Source organism: Acidaminobacter sp. (genome assembly GCF_030247605.1).
Classification (GTDB): domain Bacteria; phylum Bacillota; class Clostridia; order Peptostreptococcales; family Acidaminobacteraceae; genus Acidaminobacter.
Window position 1 is genome coordinate 42,007 of the sequence record NZ_JAOTSB010000015.1, and the last position, 19,738, is coordinate 61,744.

General features: G+C 50.4%; 17 protein-coding genes. 2 read left to right on the forward strand and 15 right to left on the reverse strand.

The window, feature by feature from the left end; all coding sequences use genetic code 11:
• Nucleotides 1–2 precede the first annotated feature (2 nt).
• The 7 genes from OEL90_RS08650 to rlmD form a co-directional block, all read right to left on the reverse strand.
• Nucleotides 3–359, reverse strand: coding sequence for a hypothetical protein (locus tag OEL90_RS08650; RefSeq protein WP_300687982.1), 357 nt, complete (start codon nt 357–359; stop codon nt 3–5).
• A gap of 180 nt (nt 360–539) precedes the next feature.
• Entirely contained in the window at nt 540–827 is a 288-nt protein-coding gene (locus OEL90_RS08655; RefSeq protein WP_300687984.1) for a DUF4314 domain-containing protein, read from the reverse strand.
• A gap of 118 nt (nt 828–945) precedes the next feature.
• The gene (locus tag OEL90_RS08660) at nt 946–1,635 is read right to left on the reverse strand and encodes a hypothetical protein (RefSeq protein WP_300687985.1); all 690 of its coding nucleotides are present in this window, start codon (nt 1,633–1,635) and stop codon (nt 946–948) included.
• A 185-nt stretch (nt 1,636–1,820) separates the two neighbouring features.
• Complete coding sequence (arr, locus tag OEL90_RS08665; RefSeq protein WP_300687987.1) at nt 1,821–2,267, reverse strand: NAD(+)--rifampin ADP-ribosyltransferase; 447 nt, start codon at nt 2,265–2,267, stop codon at nt 1,821–1,823.
• Between the two features lie 388 nt (nt 2,268–2,655).
• Nucleotides 2,656–3,114, reverse strand: coding sequence for a putative immunity protein (locus OEL90_RS08670; protein WP_300687989.1), 459 nt, complete (start codon nt 3,112–3,114; stop codon nt 2,656–2,658).
• Nucleotides 3,111–3,476, reverse strand: coding sequence for a hypothetical protein (locus tag OEL90_RS08675; RefSeq protein WP_300687990.1), 366 nt, complete (start codon nt 3,474–3,476; stop codon nt 3,111–3,113). Before OEL90_RS08675 ends, OEL90_RS08670 begins: the two co-directional genes overlap by 4 nt.
• 224 nt (nt 3,477–3,700) lie before the next feature.
• Nucleotides 3,701–5,101: a 23S rRNA (uracil(1939)-C(5))-methyltransferase RlmD gene (rlmD, locus tag OEL90_RS08680; protein WP_300687992.1), complete on the reverse strand. Its 1,401-nt coding sequence runs from the start codon at nt 5,099–5,101 to the stop codon at nt 3,701–3,703.
• A gap of 145 nt (nt 5,102–5,246) precedes the next feature.
• Here rlmD and OEL90_RS08685 point away from each other — a divergent pair, with 145 nt between their 5' ends.
• Together OEL90_RS08685 and OEL90_RS08690 are read left to right on the forward strand one after the other, a co-directional pair.
• Nucleotides 5,247–6,611 carry a GerMN domain-containing protein gene (locus OEL90_RS08685; protein ID WP_300687994.1) on the forward strand — a complete coding sequence of 455 codons (1,365 nt, stop codon included), beginning with the start codon at nt 5,247–5,249 and terminating at the stop codon, nt 6,609–6,611.
• Nucleotides 6,612–6,863: 252 nt separating this feature from the next.
• Nucleotides 6,864–8,363, forward strand: a complete 1,500-nt coding sequence (locus tag OEL90_RS08690) for a CAP-associated domain-containing protein (protein WP_300687996.1) — start codon at nt 6,864–6,866, stop codon at nt 8,361–8,363.
• A 71-nt stretch (nt 8,364–8,434) separates the two neighbouring features.
• Here the strand turns inward: OEL90_RS08690 and OEL90_RS08695 are convergent, their stop codons facing one another.
• The 8 genes from OEL90_RS08695 to OEL90_RS08730 all read right to left on the reverse strand — a co-directional run bounded on the left by OEL90_RS08695 (nt 8,435) and on the right by OEL90_RS08730 (nt 19,714).
• Nucleotides 8,435–9,247, reverse strand: coding sequence for an alpha/beta fold hydrolase (locus tag OEL90_RS08695; protein ID WP_300687998.1), 813 nt, complete (start codon nt 9,245–9,247; stop codon nt 8,435–8,437).
• A gap of 2 nt (nt 9,248–9,249) precedes the next feature.
• The gene (locus tag OEL90_RS08700) at nt 9,250–10,191 is read right to left on the reverse strand and encodes a hypothetical protein (protein ID WP_300688000.1); all 942 of its coding nucleotides are present in this window, start codon (nt 10,189–10,191) and stop codon (nt 9,250–9,252) included.
• Nucleotides 10,192–10,402: 211 nt separating this feature from the next.
• The gene (locus OEL90_RS08705) at nt 10,403–11,674 is read right to left on the reverse strand and encodes a glycerate kinase type-2 family protein (RefSeq protein WP_300688002.1); all 1,272 of its coding nucleotides are present in this window, start codon (nt 11,672–11,674) and stop codon (nt 10,403–10,405) included.
• A gap of 13 nt (nt 11,675–11,687) precedes the next feature.
• On the reverse strand, nt 11,688–12,692 hold the full coding sequence (locus OEL90_RS08710; protein ID WP_300688003.1) for an aldo/keto reductase: 1,005 nt from the start codon (nt 12,690–12,692) through the stop codon (nt 11,688–11,690).
• Between the two features lie 65 nt (nt 12,693–12,757).
• Nucleotides 12,758–13,201 (reverse strand): acyl-CoA thioesterase, encoded by a 444-nt coding sequence (locus OEL90_RS08715; RefSeq protein ID WP_300688005.1) that lies wholly within the window; start codon nt 13,199–13,201, stop codon nt 12,758–12,760.
• A gap of 5 nt (nt 13,202–13,206) precedes the next feature.
• Entirely contained in the window at nt 13,207–14,961 is a 1,755-nt protein-coding gene (pyk, locus tag OEL90_RS08720) for a pyruvate kinase (protein WP_300688007.1), read from the reverse strand.
• Between the two features lie 83 nt (nt 14,962–15,044).
• Nucleotides 15,045–16,004: a 6-phosphofructokinase gene (pfkA, locus tag OEL90_RS08725; RefSeq protein WP_300688048.1), complete on the reverse strand. Its 960-nt coding sequence runs from the start codon at nt 16,002–16,004 to the stop codon at nt 15,045–15,047.
• A gap of 143 nt (nt 16,005–16,147) precedes the next feature.
• Nucleotides 16,148–19,714 (reverse strand): DNA polymerase III subunit alpha, encoded by a 3,567-nt coding sequence (locus OEL90_RS08730; protein ID WP_300688008.1) that lies wholly within the window; start codon nt 19,712–19,714, stop codon nt 16,148–16,150.
• Between the last annotated feature and the right edge of the window lie 24 nt (nt 19,715–19,738).

Below are 19,738 nucleotides of genomic sequence, written 5' to 3' on the forward strand. Positions count from 1 at the left end.
CATCATCCCTCCTTCACACACACAAACCAGATTTGAAGCTGTTCACCGCTACTTGAATCTGGATAGAGGGATAGGGCATTTACGAGTCCATTTTTAGCTTCTGCAATTTTTTCAATCCGGCTACTCAGCTGACGGATGCTTCCAAGAACCTCATGTTTATTAGCGCCATAATAATAACCGCCATCGTCACTGCAGATGGGATGCCCTTCACACCTGAGTGCATTGACTATGTCACGAACCTTCCTTCCACTCATCTGAAACCGAAGTTCCAACCCCTTGCTTTGCACAGCCCTCCCTGCACCTGTGTGATTTCTTTTTAAGTGACTTAAAAATCTCTCATTTAGATTTACATGTTCCACCTCCTCGCCTCCTTTTCTGGTGGGATAGTTTCTAGACATAAAAAAAGGCCGCTTGATTCACTGCATATTGCAGTCACTCAAGCGGCCATAGGATTTTAAGCATAAAAAATGTACGGTTTGAACTCCGTACGCTTATGCCTTTGATTATTCAATTCATTCTAGCAGTCTTCGGTTTTACATTTACATATTCATCCCTCCCATGCCTTGCTTTTGATCATTGTCCATTGTTTCCTCAGTAGGTTTTGAGATTACTTTGAACTGATCTTCCCCGGGAACGATGCCCAGTGTTCTACCGTTATCCCATTTCATATGAAGGGTACCGGCATCGTCAACAATTTTAACGGTTCCTTGCATACCAGACTCAACAGGTGCATATGGATCCTCCATCTGGACAAGTTCAATTCTAGTGCCTACAGGGTACTGCTCTTTGATGCTTTCAACTTCCTTTCGAGATTTAAAACCTTTCATATTACCGATACCTCCATTTTGTTTGATTTCTTGATTGTAATGTACAATGCTTTTCCCTCCATTTCATTTTTGACAATAAAAAAGCCACATCCTACATTTTGTTTTTGTAGAAGGTGGCTTAAGTGAACTTTACTTGGAGCGCTGTCGCTCCGTATTTGGCAATGAGTATTGAATGAATGATTGCTTTGAATGCCTGATCACCTATTAAAAACTTGTCAGCGATTTCATCCATTCTGATATATTCTCTTGCCGTATAGATGGTCTTTGCCATTTGATAGATGGCATAGCCATCAGTATTGATACCACTTAGATTCATTTTCTTAAAGTCTAAATGGTTATCATACACATGATCCTTAGCCGCAGACCAAAGTTTATCATCAGCAGTCAGTAGAAATAAAACAGCCAGAAGGATTGGACTTCTGTTTTCAACTAGAATTTCTTGTAACCGACACACTGAATCAAATCTCGCTCTGTGTATTTGGCTAATGAAAAAATCACCTGCACAGTTTCTAATCAAATACTCAAGGCGACTTTGAAGCCGGTACGACTTACACACATGAAAGCAACTTGAAATGAATCGATCATAGGATGCACCTCTACCATTACTATTCAGACATCCAATATCTGAATCAAATCTGAATTGTTCTGGTAAGGTGGGCCGTACCTCTTCTTCTCTTTCTTGTTCATCTGCCTTTCCAAATCCGTGGACCACAATTATTCCTCTACCCCTTGGTGAGAAATTTGGAACCAACATCATCAACTGCTCTAGCTCTTGAAGTTCTGAATCATTCATAAAATACTTTGACATATTTTTTCCCTCTCTTTCTGATTTTTGGCATAAAAAAACGGCAAGTCTGTAGGTCTTTAATTCGACCTAAGCTTGCCGTATAAATTGCAAAATCATTTTTCACTAATATCGCAATCATATTTAAATATTAAATTGGAATTTAGCTTTGGAATGTTTCTTCACATACTTATAAAAATCCCAAATTATTAGTCATTTATCGAATTAATACCTTGTTCTTTAAGCCTCTCTAATGCGTCTTTCATTGCTTTAACCTGCTCTGCCTGGTGTCCTTGCCAAATTGAAATTTCTCCTACAACTCTAAATGGTTCAGTAGAGCGATACGATTTAGTTGGATTACCCGGGAATTTTTTGTCCGTTAAATCGGGATCATCTTCAATTTTTCCTGTTGATTCTACTAAATAAATTCTTTCTCGTCCTTCACCAATGGCGAGTTCAGCACCCCAAATTGCAGCATCTAATGTTGCAGACAAAAAAATGTATTTCGCATTTTTTCTCTGCCCATAGTTTGAGTTGTAACCAACTTCAATGAGGTCACCAATGTTTAAGTTTGCCTTTGTTCCGTGAAAATAAGTTTGAGCAAATGGCGTTGCTCCTTGTCCACTTTGATTTTGTTCGTTATTTTTTTGTTCCATTGTCTTATTCCTCCAAATGATTGAACTCCATTAAGGTACTTTGATTATAGCATCGAAAACTAGGAACAAACAGTCTACTCTTATTTTTTTTCTTATGTTATAATTAAACTAAGGAGAGGGTTATTTATGCACAATATAAATGCAACTTCTCTTTTTTTTATTCTAATATAAGTATACAGAAACAGCAAATTGTCACAATTTCATATCTATTAAAAAGCGACTGGTTAATTTTGGGTGCTCTGAACCATACATTAAAAATTGGTCATTGTTTTATGCTACGCTTTCATATTTCGTGAATAAAAAAGAGGCAGAGTCTATAGGTCGTTTAAGTTGACCTAAAAACTCTGCCTCTATCTTTGATATTTTCCTTTTACTTGATAAATAAAATTTATTCCATTGTTCGAATCTGCCACTCTCGCAATTCTTTGACAGCTTCCATATCATTTGGATATTTCAAGTTAACCACTTTAATAGCATAATCGGAAGCTACCATTGCATGTTCCCTCATATGCCCTGTTCCTATAGCCTGACCTGCAACACGAAGTGCCGCCTGTAAAACTGTATCTTTAGATTCCCTTGCTAATTTATGAACTTTAAATCCAGCCTGTCGAACATCATGCATTCTTGCCTCTCCAATTTGCCATTTTTCATTAGTGGTAAACCCATCCACAATAGCTGATTCATTTTCATAATCATATTCAATTAATGAAAAAATATATTTTGACAACTGTAAAGCCCACTTAGCCAAGTCAATCTGCGACTTATCCTCATAAATCTGGTCAAGTTTTATCCGTAATTCAACTATGTCTTTTATTTTGATTTTAGCAATTGTTGCAATAACAATCACCCCCTCTTTCCAATTTCATCTGTTATCAGCATTTTGGAAGTATTCATCGCATCGATAATCTTTTGAAAGCGCTTATATTGAATAGCTTCAATCTCATGTTTTCTTTGTCCTGATTCACACTTATTTATTATTGATACAATCGGTTTTAATGCGTCAATCAGTTCTTCTTTTGAATACTGTTCAATGTTTTGTTCCCTAATAATTAGAGCCTTTGATATATATAACGCCTTTATTCTGTTCTTCAGAAGGGTATGTTGAGATGTGCCCTCTGAAAATTTGGGCTGTATCTTTTCACAATTGCTAATGGTAGAATCTACAACTTTTAATGCACCAGCTAAATCTTCACTCGTATATTTTTCCATATCACACTACCTCAGATCTTTATACACTGCATATTTCCGTTAGAATTTCCAGGGGTGTCGTATTAACTTTTAATCAATCAAATTAACTCGAAATCTATAGTTTTTATGAAAAACTGCTATGTCATCTATATTTTAGCCCTTTTTCAGGGGTCAAAAAACGTCATTTTTTCGTCTGTTTTTTGCCCCAAAATCGGACTAAAACCACTATATGTTGTGGTCAACCTCTACTTTTTATCGCCTGAACCACTACGCGTCATCAGAATTATCGCTTCTACGTGCCCCGTCTCCCCAAAAAGATCTACCGGCTGCACCGCTGCCAACCTGTAGGCAGGTTCCTCCAGGCCCGACTCCCCGCCGACGCACAGAATCTTCAGATCCCGTGCCAGCGTGGAAGGCTTACAGGACACATAGATAATCTTCTCCGGCTTCATGTCCAGCAGTGTCCGCAGCACCTCCGGCTCACAGCCTTTCCTCGGTGGGTCGAGGACGACGACATCAGGCCGCACGCCCTGTTCCGCCAGTCGTGGCATGACATCCTCCGCCTTTCCGGCAATGAACTCCACATGCTCCACCCCGGCGCGTCTGGCATTTTCAACCGCATCCTCCACCGCCGGCCTCACACTTTCAATCCCGTAGACTTTCCGTGCTTTTCTCGACAAACTAAGAGAGATCGTTCCGATACCGGAATAAACGTCAAAAACGGTTTCGCTGCCCTTCAAATCAGCAAACTCAATGGCTTTCTGATAGAGCACTTTCGTCTGGGCTGTATTGACTTGGAAGAACGACAGCGGACTGATGCCAAATTTAAAGCCGTCTATTTCCCCAAAGATCCGCTCTTTCCCATAAATCACCCTACTCTGAGGCCCCAGCACCTGACTGCCGGGTTTGGTGTTCGTATTGAGCACCAGACTCTCGATCTCCGGCACTGCGCCACGAAGCCGCTCGATAAGCCCGGCTTCTCCCGGCAGCGTCTTAACCGTCGCCACCAACACCACCATGAGTCCGCCGGTGATGTTGGAATGCCGGATCATCAGATGCCGCATCATCCCTTCCTGAGTCTTGGGATTGTAGGTCGTCACGCCCGACTCCTGGATCCAGGTCTTGAGCGCCGCGACGACCCGCGCATTGATCTCCGGTTGAATCAGGCAGTCCTTGATGTCAATGACCTCATGAGAACCCGCCTTAAAAAAGCCAATCCGAACCTGTCCATTGACCTTCCGGATAGGATATTGGCCGTTGTTCCTGTATCGAAAAGGTTCAGCCATCCCCAGCGTCAGCGGCACATCAATGCCTTTAAAGCCGCCAATCCGCTCGAGGGCGTCCTGAACAGTCACACGTTTGGCTTCCAGCTGCGCCGGATAGTCCAGATGCTGCAGCTGACAACCGCCGCACTCCGGAAAATAGGGGCAGGGCGGCGAAACACGAGCAGGTGATGCCGCCAGGATCTGTGTCAGCCGGCCCCTCGCATAATTTTTCTTTTGCTCAACCAGATGGCATTCCACCGTCTCCCCTGGCAGCGCCCCGGGAATAAATACCGCCATGCCGTCCAGGCGGCCTATGCCCTCCCCTTCCTCGCTGAGCGCTGTGATCGTAAGCTGCTGCGGTTTCATTGAAATATCATCCATGGCAGTTCCTCCAATTAGTTCTATTTTGGGTATACATAATACCGAGAATCCTATTGCCTGCATTCATAGGTGGCAAAGCCCTTCATAATGAATTATAATGTAATTTAGAACAAGTTCAAAGACTTCGATTGTTAGGAGGGGTAGCGTGTCAAAATTTCTATTTAATTTTGTGCTTTTGACCGTCATGTTTTTTACACTGACCACTATGCCCGTTAATAAAAAAATTCTGGATTTTAATTTTTCCTTTGAAGGTTTTACGGAGTGGGAGCAAAACAATCAGCCAGAAGCAGAGATCCCAGTGATTGTGGCCGATGGTTCCGAGGACGCAACCATGACCATCGGCATACCTTATCTTTTTCAGCCTGAGTCCCTGGTGATCCTGGTCGAAGGCACCGGCGAGGTGGTGCAGACGGCGGCGGCCATACGGGATCAGATGACGCTGACGGTCAGCGACAAAGACCGACAGGTGAAGACCCTGACAGGCGTGCAGATTCCTTTCCTGGAGGACCGGCTGATCGATAAGACCAAGGTTGAACTGACTGTGGACGTGGCGGCGCTGGCACTGGAAGCCGGACACTACCGGCTGGAGTTCAGCAGCGCGAGTAACCATTTGGCTGCAGACGCGAACACGGTTTCCGCGGAGGTGTCCACTTTCGCGGGCAAGCGCTATGTGCCGGCGAAACAAGTTACTCAAAATGGTTATGTGTCTATTCAAACCTATTATCCGGATGAGCAACTGATGCACTTGATCCCGCTGTCCCAGGCGACGGCGAATGACAAAGTCCTGAGAAAAACGGTAAATGCTCTGGCGGCGCCGCCGCCTGTGGGACTGGGGCTCCTGAACGAGGCTGCGGCCTTCCGTGTGCCAAACATTCAGTACGCACAGGGACTGGCGAATATGTATACCAGATCTGCGGATCTCGCCCCGTTTTCGACGGGCAGTACGCGTTCAATGATGGCCGTGGAGGCAATCCGGTACTCGCTTTTCAATATTGATTATGTCCAGAAGATCAAATTTTATGTGGATGGAAGATCGACAGGCGCTTTCCTTCACGGCATGGACCTGGAAACCGTCTATGAACGGGACAATACGCCGACGGCATGGCTGGGCGTCAGAACCAGGGGCGAGCGGTTGCTCCTCGGTCTTGTGAAGGTCTATCCAACGCTGGCCACGCCCCTTGAGGATGTCATGGCCCTGCTGAAGAGCGGCATTGTCCAGGAGGGTAACAGCGACGCGCTGATTGCGCCAATTCCTGCGAATGTCACTGTGGTCTCCACGACCCAGGAGGGCACCACTTTGAAAGTGGACCTCGGTATTGAGGGCGACCTTTACGGCGGCGACCAAGCTTTGGCCGCGTTCATGTTTGACGCTATGACCCAGTCTCTGACCTCCCTCCCAGGCGTGGATGGCGTTCTCTATACTTTGGGCGGCGCGCCGGTGACGAGTCTCAATGGGCTTGATTTGACGGAAGTACAAAGACGAAAGGCATTGATCAACCCGCTTGAATAGCGGGTTGTTTTTTTTGAAGACAATATGAAACTCGGTGTCAGACACCCGGTTTCCATTGGAAACTGGGTGTCTGACACCGAGTTTCACGATGTTTGGTTTGCGACCATCGGCCGCGCCTTGTTCTTCCAATTGGGAATTTGCTCTTTTGGGGGTGACATTATTATGTTAACTATGTTATCATGTAAAAAGGATTGCTCACAACTCTCTTACAGCACAATCCAAAACTTACATAAGAAGAGGAAACCCTGACCTATGAGAAAACTTGGAAGACTGCTGCTCACCCTTGTACTGATGGTGTCTCTTGTGGCACCTGTTGCCTTTGCGTTTGAAGACACGGACCAGCATTGGGGTCGCGATTATATCGGGACCCTGGTAAAGTATGGCATCGTTAACGGTTACCCAGATGGCAGCTTCAGGCCGGATGCCCAAATCACACGATCAGAATTTTTGGTCATGACGCTAAAGTCCCTGGGCGAAACTGTTCGGACGGCTTCATCCGGAGAATACTGGGGACAGCCTTATATTGACAAGGCGAAGGCCTTGGGCTTAATCCAGTCCTCAGATTTTGCGTCACTGACAGCTTCGACTTTCGACAGACCCATCCTAAGGGAAGAAATGGCCGGCATCGTTTCCGCGGCCTATTTAAGGTCCAACGAGCGCCCCACGGCATCCACACTGGATATCGCAGCGGATAAGATCAGCGATCTGGACGCTGTCCGGGACTGCTATCAGGAGCCGACACTGGTCGCCTACGCAGTCAAGCTGCTGAGCGGCTATACGGATGGCAGCTTCAGGCCTGCGGGAACCGCGACCCGGGCTGAATCCTCCGTGGTGAGCGCGAAGCTTCTGGCTGACCGGCTGAATTTGGGCGACATAGTTGTTTCAACACCGCCGGTTTCATCCCCCACCTTTAAAGTCGCCGGCATCAGCATTGGTGATTCACTGGAGAAGGTGACTCAAACCCTCGGGACGCCGGTGCGCAAGGACCTCAGCGAATATGGCTTTGAATGGTATGTCTATCACAAAACTTATAAGGATTACGTTATGATTGGCATTTCCTCTGGCAAAGTAGTGGGGCTGTTTACGCATTATGGGCCGTTCGAGTCAGCTATCGGCCTCAGAATGGGCAGTACCAGGAGTGACGTTCAGTCGAAATACGGCGCTGGCCTGACGAAAATCAACAAGGGAACCTTTACCTTCCTGATCCAGACGAGTGAGGAATTTGACACCTACAAGCTTCAGGCTGGGTACGCCACGTTCTTTTATGATCTGGCGGACAGCAAGAAGGTGATGGCATTTCAACTGATCGCACCGGTGACCGAGGAGGCGTTCAAGAGCCTGTATCCCACTGCTAGCGCAGGGCTTCGTACAGCTTACGAGAAGCAGACCTTTGATCTGGTCAATGTTTTCAGGATCGCCAAAGGCAAGTCTGTGGTCACTTACAACGCCACCGCTTCAAAAGTGGCCTACGCTCACAGTTTGGACATGTTGAACCGCAGCTTTTTCGATCATGTAAATCCGGATGGCAAGTCGCCATTTGACAGGATGCAAGCAGCAGGGCTGAGTTTCTCGGCGGCGTCGGAGAACATCGCTGCGGGTTACATAAACGCTGTGACAACGCACATGGGCTGGGTCAATTCACCGGGCCATAGAGTGAACCTGCTCGGGAATTATACACAGCTCGGGACCGGTGTAGCTTTTGGCGGCGAGTACAAGCAGTATTTTACGCAGAATTTTTTAACGCCGCGGTAAGCGCGGGTATAAATGAAATGAAGTTGGGGTCGGCGGCTTACGCCTGTTGGCCCCAACTTCTTTTTTTGTCCCTAACTCCTTTTTTTACTCCTTACAAACTCATTGATCTCCTTCACAATGCGATCTGGAGCCTCCCAATACAGCAAATGTCCCAAACCTGAGAGAATTTTCAATTGAGCGTTTGGAATCAACTTTTCCAATATCTGTTGATCCTCCCGGGTGGAAATGACATCCTGATCGCCCCATAAGATCAGCGTCTGAGCTTCGATCTTCCCAAGTGATCCCGGAAAAGGCTCATTCATTAAGCCTCTGATGGTTTCAATCCAGACCCTCGACGGCACTTTGAGGTTTTCCTTCAGCATGACTTCCAAGAAATCTGGAGGTATATTTTCGGTTTCAAGGCCTTGTGCAAACCTCCTGACAAAGCTTTCGTCTACCGGATCTGTCAACAGGGAGATAACCTCATTCCAAACCTTTACAACACCAGGTTTATCCCCAAGCGTTGCAGGTGAACCCAGCAAAATCAACCCCTCGGTTCGTTCCGGATAGGCCGCCGCAAAGCTTCTGGCAGGAAATCCGCCGCTTGAGGCCCCAAGCAGCACCGCTTTTTCAATGCCCAGTTTATCTAAAAATAAAACTAAATCCTCAACAAAATCGTTCGTTGAATACCCGGTCTCAGGCTTTCCTGCATCGCCATGCCCTCTCAAAGTCACTGCCAACGAACGAAACTCGTTTGAGAGAAAAGGCAGTATGGGCTCAAAGGCGACACAGGAATCTGCGACGCCGTGCAGCAAGATCAAAGCTTTTCCATTAAAGTCTCCTTTTTCGAGGAACGGGATGAAAAGATGATTGGGAAGCTCAACAACCTTTTGTTCCTGTTTCAAAATCATGCCTCCTTCAATCCGCTGTCCCCAAAGACAGCCAACACCCTCAGCGCCCGCAGTGTATTGAACCTGCTCGGTGCGCCGGTCTTTTCCATCTCGAAGTGCACCTTGCCCGGGAGTTTCATCTGCACCGGCCATGTGCCATCCTTCCGCCTTTTATCTAAAAGAATCCTGAGGGCGTCTTCCATCCGCGGATCATAAGGCCTTCCCGCGTCAGCGAAATAGACCAGAGCCCTGAGAATATCGTAGCGCCATCTGGAAGGAAAGGACAGCATGCACCACCTTTTATCAATGATCTCACCAGTCTTGTCCGACTTGAACAATCTGTGATCCAGTAAGAAGCCTTCCGCGCGTTGCCTTGCCTGTTCAATCTCTTCTTTTCGGTAATAATGACCGGCCTTAAGAAATTCCCAAAGCCCCTCGAGCACGGAGATCGTGGTGTGCATGGAGCCGTGAACCGCGCCATACCTCTTGTAGTTGCAATTAAATCCCCCATCCGCCATGCTGCTGTCCAATATAAAATCGACGATGGACTCCAGCTCTGACTCCTGGATCCCAAAGAACGAAGCATAATTCAGAAACATACCGTTTACGCAGAGATCGCCGGATGGAATGGTATGCGACTCGTTGATGCTGCCATCAGCTGATTTGCAGGTTCGCAGGATCAGGTTCAACGATTCCAGAATAGGCTCTGCCGTCTCTATCTCCAGGTATCTGAGATCCAGCAGCGTGTAGTGGGTGCTGATCCACTTGACCTGGTAGAAATCACGGCCCCAGTGGCCTGAAGGCTTCCTGGCGTCGAGGAAGGCTTTTCCCCAACCATCGGCAGCAATCTTTTTTCTGAGCGCAGCAAGTTCATCCTCAGGTTTGTACAGGAGATATTTGCCGGTCAGGTACTGCAGGCTCACGTCGCCCGACATAAGCCAGTTGAGCAATGGGTCCATGACGCTACACCTCTTTCAAAGTCATTCTACCCATAATGTACCCCGCGTTTTCCCACTCAAAGAATTTTGTTGGCCGATGGTCATGGTTCGAGCCGTAATTCACATCACACCTTTTATCTGATGCCGTCCTGGCGAAATTCAAAAAAAGAAAAAAGACGTCCAACAGCATCTGAAACTGGACGTCTTTTCAATATGTCATTCTGAAAAAAACTCATTTATTAACTTCCCCAATCAGCACCACCATCAAATCATTGACGTTGGTCCCGGTTGGGCCGGTCATAACCAAATCTCCGCTGGCTTCTAAGGCGTGATAGGAATCGTTTTCAGCGAGAAGCTGTTTTGGATCGAATCCTGCGCTGCGAATCCTGGAGAGGGTATTCCCATCGACTAAACCTCCCGCAGCATCTGTAGGGCCATCTGTCCCATCAGAGCCTACAGAAAAGATCACGACATGCTCCAAATCCTCAATGCCAAAAGCCGCTGCCAAGGCAGTTTCCTGATTGCGGCCGCCTTTGCCTTTTCCTTTGAGGTGAACAATCGTTTCGCCGCCTGCTATAATCGCACATGGCGGACGCAGCTTGTGTGGACTTGACTTGCCCAGCAGGATCTCCCGGGAAAATGATGCCAACGTTCGACCCAGTTCAGAGGCTTCACCAGTCATCTCGGTGGACAGTATTATTGGAGCATATCCCAAAGCCTCACAGGCCGCTGCCGCCGCATCACAGAGGGTTGTAACGCTTCCGGTTATGATGCTCTCGCAGAAGCCAAGTGATTTGGGTGTCTCCTTTTCGATCGCGGCTTTCACCTTGGCACTATAAGCAATCCCGAATTTTTCAAGAACTCCTAAGGCTTCTGCCGATGTCGACGGATCCGGAAACGCCGGTCCCGACGCAATGACATCCAGCGGGTCACCAATGACATCTGACAGAACAATTACAAAAAGCTCTGTTTGACCACAAGCCTCTGCGAACCTGCCGCCTTTGACTCTGGACAAATGCTTCCGAACAACGTTCATTTCTATGATGTTCGCGCCTCTTGACAGTAACTGGTCCGTGATTTCCATAATTTCGCTGAGCTTCAACCCCAGCTGAGGCAGTTCGAACAACGCGGAACCCCCACCGGAAACCAAAAACAGAATTAAATCCTCACTCCCATCAGCGGCCGAAACCATTTCAAGGGCTTTTTCAGCGCCTAAAACCGAATTCTCATCCGGAATGGGATGGCCGGCTTCGATGATCTCGAAATTCGGCAAAACGCCTTGAGAATGACCATACTTCGTGACAATCAAGCCTCGACGAATTTTTTCACCCAATACTGAGTAGGACGCCTCTGCCATTCTCCAGGCAGCTTTCCCAATAGCAATGACTGTGACAGCCTTGGTGATGGCTCTGTCTTTCAATGCAGTCTGAACTGCCGCCTCCGGAAGTACGCCATCGATGGATGAGTCGATAATTCTTAGCGCATCCTGCCTAATTCTATTCATAGCCGTCACCTGCCTATTTAAAACTCTCATCCACTTTCTTGAGCATGTTGCGAATAGGCAAATCATAAGGGCACCGCGTCTCACAAATGCCGCATTCGACACAATCAGCAGCTTTGAAAGCCATGGAGCCATACCGCTCTTGTGCCCAATCCTTGAGGCCATAGCGCTTCAAATAACCTTCCATGAGGAACAGGGTTGGTATATCAAGGTTTTGCGGACACGGGAGACAATACCCGCAGCGCCTGCAGAAATGCTCGCCCATTTCCTGACGCACGATCTCCATGTTCTTTAGGTCTTCTTCAGTATAGTTGAGCTCTGCGCTGCCCATGACAGCATTCTCTGAAACCTGCTGCGGACTGTCCATGCCTGGGATCGCCACGGAAATGTGGGGGTTGTTCAGAATGTATTTAAGGCTGAGAGGACCATTAGAAATGGCACCCCCTGCCAGCGGCTTCATGGCAATGACACCTAATCCGAGCTCATGGGCGCGCTGGAACAGCCGCTCTCCCTGATGCTCCACCAGATTGTAAGGGAACTGGATCGTTTCGAATCGGCCGTCTTCAATGATCTTTTCGAGGAGCTTGTGGTCGTGACTCGTGATGCCAATGTGACCGATCAGCCCTTCACGTTTAGCCTCCAGCATGGCTTCGTAGCCGCCCTGTTGAATCAGGGCGTCATAAGCCTCTTGATTTCGGACAAAGTGCGCCTGGTATAACTCAATATAATCCGTTCTAAAGTTGATTAAGCTGATGCCGATGTCGCGTTTCATATCCTCATAGCTCTTCGCCATGGTCTTGGTTGCGAGGACGAAGCTGCCGCGGTGGCCTTCTATGGCTGCGCCAATCATCTCTTCGCTGGTCGTATAGCCCCGGGCGGAGTCAATGAAGGTGACTTCACGCCGCAAACATTCCATCAAAATGGTTTTGACGGCAGGCGCGTCGACGCGCTGGATGGGTATGCCGCCAAAGCCTACCTCGCTGACCATCAGTCCTGTCTTGCCCAAGAGACGTTTTCTCATGGATGCAACTCCTTTGCCATGCATTTTATGATTCGGTGGCGGATGGGAGACCATCGGCCACCATTTTATTCCTGGATGCTTTGTGATTCTTTGCCTTCCATGGCATCCTCGATGGCTTTGACGAACGCCTTGTCGAGGCGGCTGACACGCAGCGGGCGCATGGCTTTGTCGACAAAGGCGTGAAGAGTCTGGCCCTCAGCGAGAAGCTGACCTGTCTCTTTGTCCAGAAGCTGATAAAGAAACGCAATCTTGACGCCTTTGAAGGTTTCAATAAATGTGCGGATAATGACTTCCTGATCGTAGAGAATGGGCACGCGGTAACGGCAGCTGCTCTCGACGACAGGCAGGATGATGCCTGCTTCTTCGAGGCCGCGGTAAGAGTAGCCCAGTGACCGCAGATACTCGCAGCGTCCGACCTCGAAGTAGCGATAATAGTTGCCATGGTAGACCACACCCATCTGATCGGTTTCTTCGTATCGGGGGCGGATCTCGAAATCGTAATAATTCATAAGCTTTAAAGCATCCTGGTGCGTCCGGCGTAGACTATGCCTTTGGTGGCGTCCACCGTGACATTTGGCGCGCCTTTCAGCAGCTTGACGGCGTCCGCCGCGCCGACCACTGTCGGGAGACCCAGCGACAGCGCGACAATAGCCGCGTGGCTGGTGTAGCCGCCTTCTTCGACAATCATGCCGCTGGATTTGGTGATGAACGGCATCATATCGCGGTCCGTTGAGCCGGATACCAAAATGTCCCCTTCTTTGAAGCTGGCCTGAGCTTCTTCCGGCGTATTCGCTATGCAGAATGCACCTGTGGCCATGCCCTTGCCTATGCCTGTACCTTTAATGAGCACTTCACCCACCAGGTGAACCTTCATCATATTGGTCGCGCCAGCGACGCCTACCGGAATGCCCGCTGTCAGGATGACCAGGTCGCCCTGCTCAACGAGGCCCTCTTCCTGAGCGCTCTTCAGGGATTTCTCCATGATCTCGTCTGTGGAATCCGCTTTGCCCAGCGAAATGGACTCAACGCCCCAGACCAGTGACAGCTTGCGGCGTACCTGCTCAGAGGTGGTCGCGGCTATGATTGGCGCTTTAGGTCGGAACTTTGAAATTTTTCTTGCTGTAAATCCGGAAGAAGTGGCGGTCATAATCGCGCTGGCTTCAAGCTCCAGAGCCGTCAGGCAGGTGGCGTGGCTGACAGCGAAGGTGACGTTGTCATCCTCATCTGACTTGTGAACGCCGCGCAGCAGCGCTTCGTAATCCCGGCTCTCCTCAGCCGCCTTTGCAATAACCGCCATGGTTCTGACAGCCTCCAGCGGATACTTGCCCGCTGCGGTTTCGCCGGACAGCATGATGGCATCCGTGCCGTCAAAGATGGCATTTGCCACGTCTGTGGTTTCTGCCCGGGTCGGTCGCGGGTTGCGGATCATGGAGTCCAGCATCTGCGTGGCGGTGATAACCGGCTTGCCCGCACGGTTGCATAGCTTGATGAGCTCTTTCTGAACCAGCGGGATGCGCTCCGTCGGAATCTCGACGCCCAGATCGCCCCGGGCGACCATGATGCCGTCAGAGACTTCGAGAATTTCACGCATGTTGTCCACGCCTTCCTGATTCTCAATCTTGGAGATGATGTGGACGTGGTGGCCGCTGTTCTCCTCGAGGACTTTGCGGATCTCGAGAACGTCCGCAGGCTTTCGGATAAAGGAAGCCGCTATAAAATCAATGCCGTTGTCGATGCCAAAAATAATGTCGTTGATATCCTTTTCGGTAATTGCCGGCAGCTGAATGCTGACCCCCGGTACGTTGACGCCCTTGTTGCTCTTGACAGTCCCGCCATTGAGCACGCGGCAGACAATGTCCGTCTCGGTGACTGAGACGACTTCCATGCCCACCAGGCCGTCATCGATTAGAATTTTGGTGCCTGCCGACACGTCCTGAGGCAGCCCGGCGTACGACACGTGGCACTTCTCCTGGTCGCCCAGATAGTCCAGGGTGGTCAGCGTAAAGGTCTGACCTTCCGCAAGCTCCACATCCTGAGCAAATTTGCCTGTTCGGATCTCAGGACCCTTGGTGTCCAGCAGGATCGCTACAGGCTTCTCCAGCTCCGCGCGGACCTTTTTGATCATCAGAATGCGCGCGAGGTGCTCCTCGTGGCTGCCGTGGGAAAAGTTGAGGCGGGCGACATCCAGGCCGCTTTCGACCAAAGTCTTAAAGACTTCAGGATTTTCGCTTGCGGGTCCTATGGTACATACTATTTTAGTTTTTTTCATTGCATCATCTCTCCTAAGGGTGTGGCCAAATTTTAATTATCTCCATGTTAAGTTAAAATGTCTGCGCATTGCAATGCGCACCTCTAAAGCGATAACAGCTCCACCAGGTCATATTTGGCCTGATCGAACCGCTTTGGTTCAGCAAGCGCCGCTTCAAGGTCCTGATCAATGATCTTGTTATCCCGAATCCCGACGACGCGTCCAAACTTGTTCTCCAGCAGCAGCTCCACAGCCCGCTGTCCAAACTGGGCGCCCAGGATTCGATCCGTAACGGAAGGCGTTCCGCCCCGCTGCAGATAACCGAGCACGGTCACGCGCACCTCCTGGTGAATGAGGGCTTCAAGGCGCTCCGCGATCTCGTAGGATTTTCCAACGCCCTCCGCGACCAGGACAATGCTGTGCAGCTTGCCCCGGCGCCTGCCCTGCAATATTTTACGCGCCACGTCATCCAGATCGAACTTCCGCTCCGGAATCAGAATGTCCTCAACGCCGCCCGCAAGCCCGGCGAACAGCGCAATATCCCCACAGTGCCGCCCCATGACCTCCACAATACTGACCCGGCCATGTGAAGACGAGGTATCTCTGAGGTTATTGATGGCCGAGACCACCGTACTGACAGCCGTGTCAAAGCCCAGCGTCAGATCCGTATAAGCGAGGTCATTATCAATAGTGCCCGGTATGCCGATGGTCGGGAATCCCATCTCCCACAAGCGCTTGGCACCTTTATAGGATCCGTCCCCGCCTATGACCACAAGAGCGTCGATCTCGAACATCCGCAGCACATCCAGCGCCCGCTTCTGGCCCGCTTCGGTCATGAATTCCTCAGACCTGGCCGTCAGCAGCTTGGTCCCGCCGCGGTTGATGATATCGCCGACATCGGCCAGCTCCATGTTATCAATGTCGGCTTCGATCAGCCCCTGGTAGCCCCGGCGAATGCCGGAAACCTTCAGCCCGTTATAGAGGGCAATTCTCACAGTGGCACGGATGGCAGCGTTCATGCCGGGTGCGTCCCCACCGCTGGTGAGCACGCCAATCCGCTTGATCCTGGGCCTGGGATCCCCCATAGTTACGTCGTCCATTGCTGGACCACTCATGCACATCACCTCATTTTCGGTTAGTTATCAGATCATTGTTAGTCCGTTATTGGTTCGCTGCTGGTTGGTTCTTAATCAAGCTCAGCGCAGTCTTACTTCAGTTTAACGGCGTCGTGGCCCAGTTCGACCCTGAGCTCCGTCAGAAGTCTTTCTGCAGGCTTCACCCACAGCTTTTCCTGGGTCCGGATGGTTTTCTTTTCCTTTTCCAGGTAAAGCACGACTTCCGTATCCCCGGCATAGTTCTGAAGGATCTTTTTGACCCGCTCCCACAGCGCGGCTTCCAGGTGCTCCATCTTTAAAAAGAGCTTTGGATCCGGTACTTTCCTGAAGCGCCTGATGGTCTCCTGAGACAGCGGATAAACGGCATCCGCCACGAGCTTGGGCGGCTCATCCTCACGCAGGCTCAGCCTGCCCTCGACTATGATGAAGCTGTCTTCATTCAAATGCAGCTCGTAGCGCGTCATGATCATAGGGAAGACCAATACTTCAATGGCGGCGTACAGGTCCTCCAGACTGAGGAAGCACATTCTGGAATTGTTTCTGGTGATTTTATCCGTGCGCTTGGCTATGAGCCCCGCGAGGACAACACGCTCGCCGTCCGCAAAGACGCCGGTGCCCTCTTCCCAGCTTTCAAACAGATCGCTGAGCCGCAGGCTGGAGATGTTGTCCACGTCGTCCTTGTAGGCCGAAAGTGGATGACCGCTGAAATAGATGCCAAGGACTTCCTTTTCGAAGGCCAACAGCGTCCGAACGTCAAACTCCGGCACGTCCGGCAGCAGCTCGGGCGGGGCGGTGTCGAGGCCGGGGATGCCATTTGGGGCTGAGGTTGAGGCTGCGTGACCATCGGCTAAAGTACCTGTATTTGTACTTGAATTGACACCCGCCGCCATAGCCATGCCCAGGCCGGAAAACAGACTGACCTGGCCGGCCGCGTTATTGCGCTTTTCACGGTGGGCGCTGTCGACAATCCGCTCATAGGAGGCCAGCAGCTGGGAACGTCGAGCCCCCATGCCATCAAAGGCACCGGCCTTGATCAGGCTTTCCACGGCCTTTTTATTGAGTTCCCCGGAAGGGATCCGGTCGCAGAATTCCGTGAAATTCCGGTACGGACCGTGCTGCTCCCGCTCCTCGACCAGTGCCTTAATGATGCCGCTGCCCACATTTTTGATCCCCAGAAGGCCATAGCGGATGGCGCTGCCCTCCACGGAAAACTGTTCTAGGCTGTGGTTGACGCTTGGCGCCAGAACTTTGAGGTTCATGCGCTGGCATTCGACAATATAGACCGCCAGCTTGGTCTGGCTGCCCATGACGCTGGACATGAGGGCTGCCATAAATTCAATGGGATAGTGGGCCTTCAGCCATGCCGTCTGGAAGCTGACCAGCGCGTAGCCGGCGGCGTGACTTTTATTGAAAGCGTATTTGGCGAAGTCGATCATGTCATCGAAAATGGCGTCCGCCGCCTCTTTGGACACGCCATTTCGCAGGCACCCTGGGATTTCCACGTTGCCCTCGTCATCCAGCTTGCCGTGGATGAAATAGCGGCGCTCCTCTTCCATGACCGACATTTTTTTCTTGGACATGGCACGGCGCACCAGGTCGCTTCGACCGTAGGAATAACCCCCCAGCTCGCGGACGATCTGCATAACCTGTTCCTGGTAGACCAGGCAGCCGTAAGTCACGCCCAGGATGTCCTTCAGCTTTGGATCTGAATAGGTGATCAGCTGCGGGTTGTTTTTGCTCTTGACATATCTGGGGATCGAATCCATTGGTCCCGGCCTGTAAAGGGAAATGCCCGCGATGATATCCTCCAGGCAAGTCGGCCTCAGTTCCCGCATGAACCGCGTCATGCCGGCACTCTCCAGCTGAAAAATTCCCAAGGTCTGGCCGTTGCCAATCCCCACGTAGCTCTTAGGGTCGTCCGTTAAAATCTTAGAAAAATCTATGTCGAGGTCGTAGTTTTCCTTGATCAGCTCTATGGCCCGCTGAATCACCGTCAGAGTGCGCAGCCCCAGGAAATCCATTTTGAGGAGCCCCAGCTCCTCGAGCAGCAGCATGCCGAACTGCGTCGTCACGTTGCCGTCCTGAACCGTCAGCGGCACATAGTGGTCCACGGGCGCTTTTGAGATTACAACGCCCGCTGCGTGAGTCGACGAGTGCCGTGGCAGCCCTTCAACTTTTTTGGCGAAATCAATCAGACGACGGGCCTCGGCGTCCGTGTCATAATAGCCCTTCAGCTTGGCGTTCATTTCCAGTGCTTTGCTGATGGTCATGCCCAGAATGGTAGGGATTTCTTTGGCAATCTTGTCCACGTCCGCGTAGGGCTGGTTGAGGGCCCTGCCCACATCCCGGATAGCGGCTCTCGCAGCCATGGTGCCGAAGGTAATGATCTGCGCCACGTGCTCCTTGCCGTATTTGCGAACGACGTAATCAATAACTTCCTGGCGCCGGTCGTCCTGGAAATCGATATCGATATCCGGCATAGTGACACGCTCGGGATTCAGAAAGCGTTCGAAAATCAGATCATAGGCCAAGGGATCCACGTCTGTGATTTCGAGGCAGTACGCCACGAGAGAGCCACCGACGCTGCCGCGCCCCGGCCCCACGAGAATGCCCTGCTCCTTGGCAAATTTGATGAAGTCCCACACTATGAGGAAGTAATCCTCGTAGCCCATGTCGTGGATGGTTCCGAGCTCGAATTCCAGGCGCCGGATGTGCTCCGGCGTCACGTGATAGCGCTTGTGAAGGCCGTCATAGCAGAGCTGCCTCAGATAGACCTGGGCGGTCATGTCTTTGGGCAGGTCAAACTCCGGCAGGTGCAGACTGCTGAAGTCAAAGTCAAAGTGACATCTCTGGGCGATCTTGACCGTGTTGGCCAAAGCTTCAGGGGCGTAGGGAAAGAGCCGTTGCATCTCGTCCGGTGATTTCAGGTAAAATTCTCTGGTTGGAAAGGTCATCCGGTCTTTATCCGCCAGGGTCTTGCCAGTCTGGATGCAAAGCAGGACGTCGTGGACCTCGTGATCTCCCGGCTCAATGTAATGGACATCATTGGTCGCGACGAGGGGAATGCCAGTTTCCTTGGACATTCTTATCAGCTGAAGGTTGACTTTCTTCTGCAGCTCCATGCTGTGATCCTGAAGCTCAAGATAGTAGCGGTCCGGTCCAAAGATGTCCTGGAATTTTAAGGCGAGAGCTTTGGCCTCACCATAGCGGTCTTCTGCGATCAGGGCCTGGACGTCCCCCGCCAGACAGGCGCTGAGGCAGATCAGGCCTTCGCTGTGCTTTGCGAGCAGTTCCATGTCAATTCTGGGTTTATAGTAATACCCCTCTATGAATCCCCTGGAAACCAGGTGAATGAGGTTCTCATAGCCTTTTGCATTCTCTGCCAAAAGCACCAGGTGCCCTCGGTTCTTGTCCATGGACGCGTCTTTGTCGTGCATGGAGCGGCTGGCCATGTAGACCTCACAGCCTATAATGGGCTTGACCCCTGCGGCTTTGGCTGCCTTGTAAAAGTCTACCACGCCAAACATGACACCGTGGTCCGTAATGGCCACCGCGTCCATGCCCTGTTCCTTCACCCGTTCGAATAGACGGTCAATGACCGTAAATCCATCCAGCAGGCTGTACTCAGTATGCAGATGTAAATGGACAAATTTACTCATCAATCAACGCGCCTTTCCAGCGGA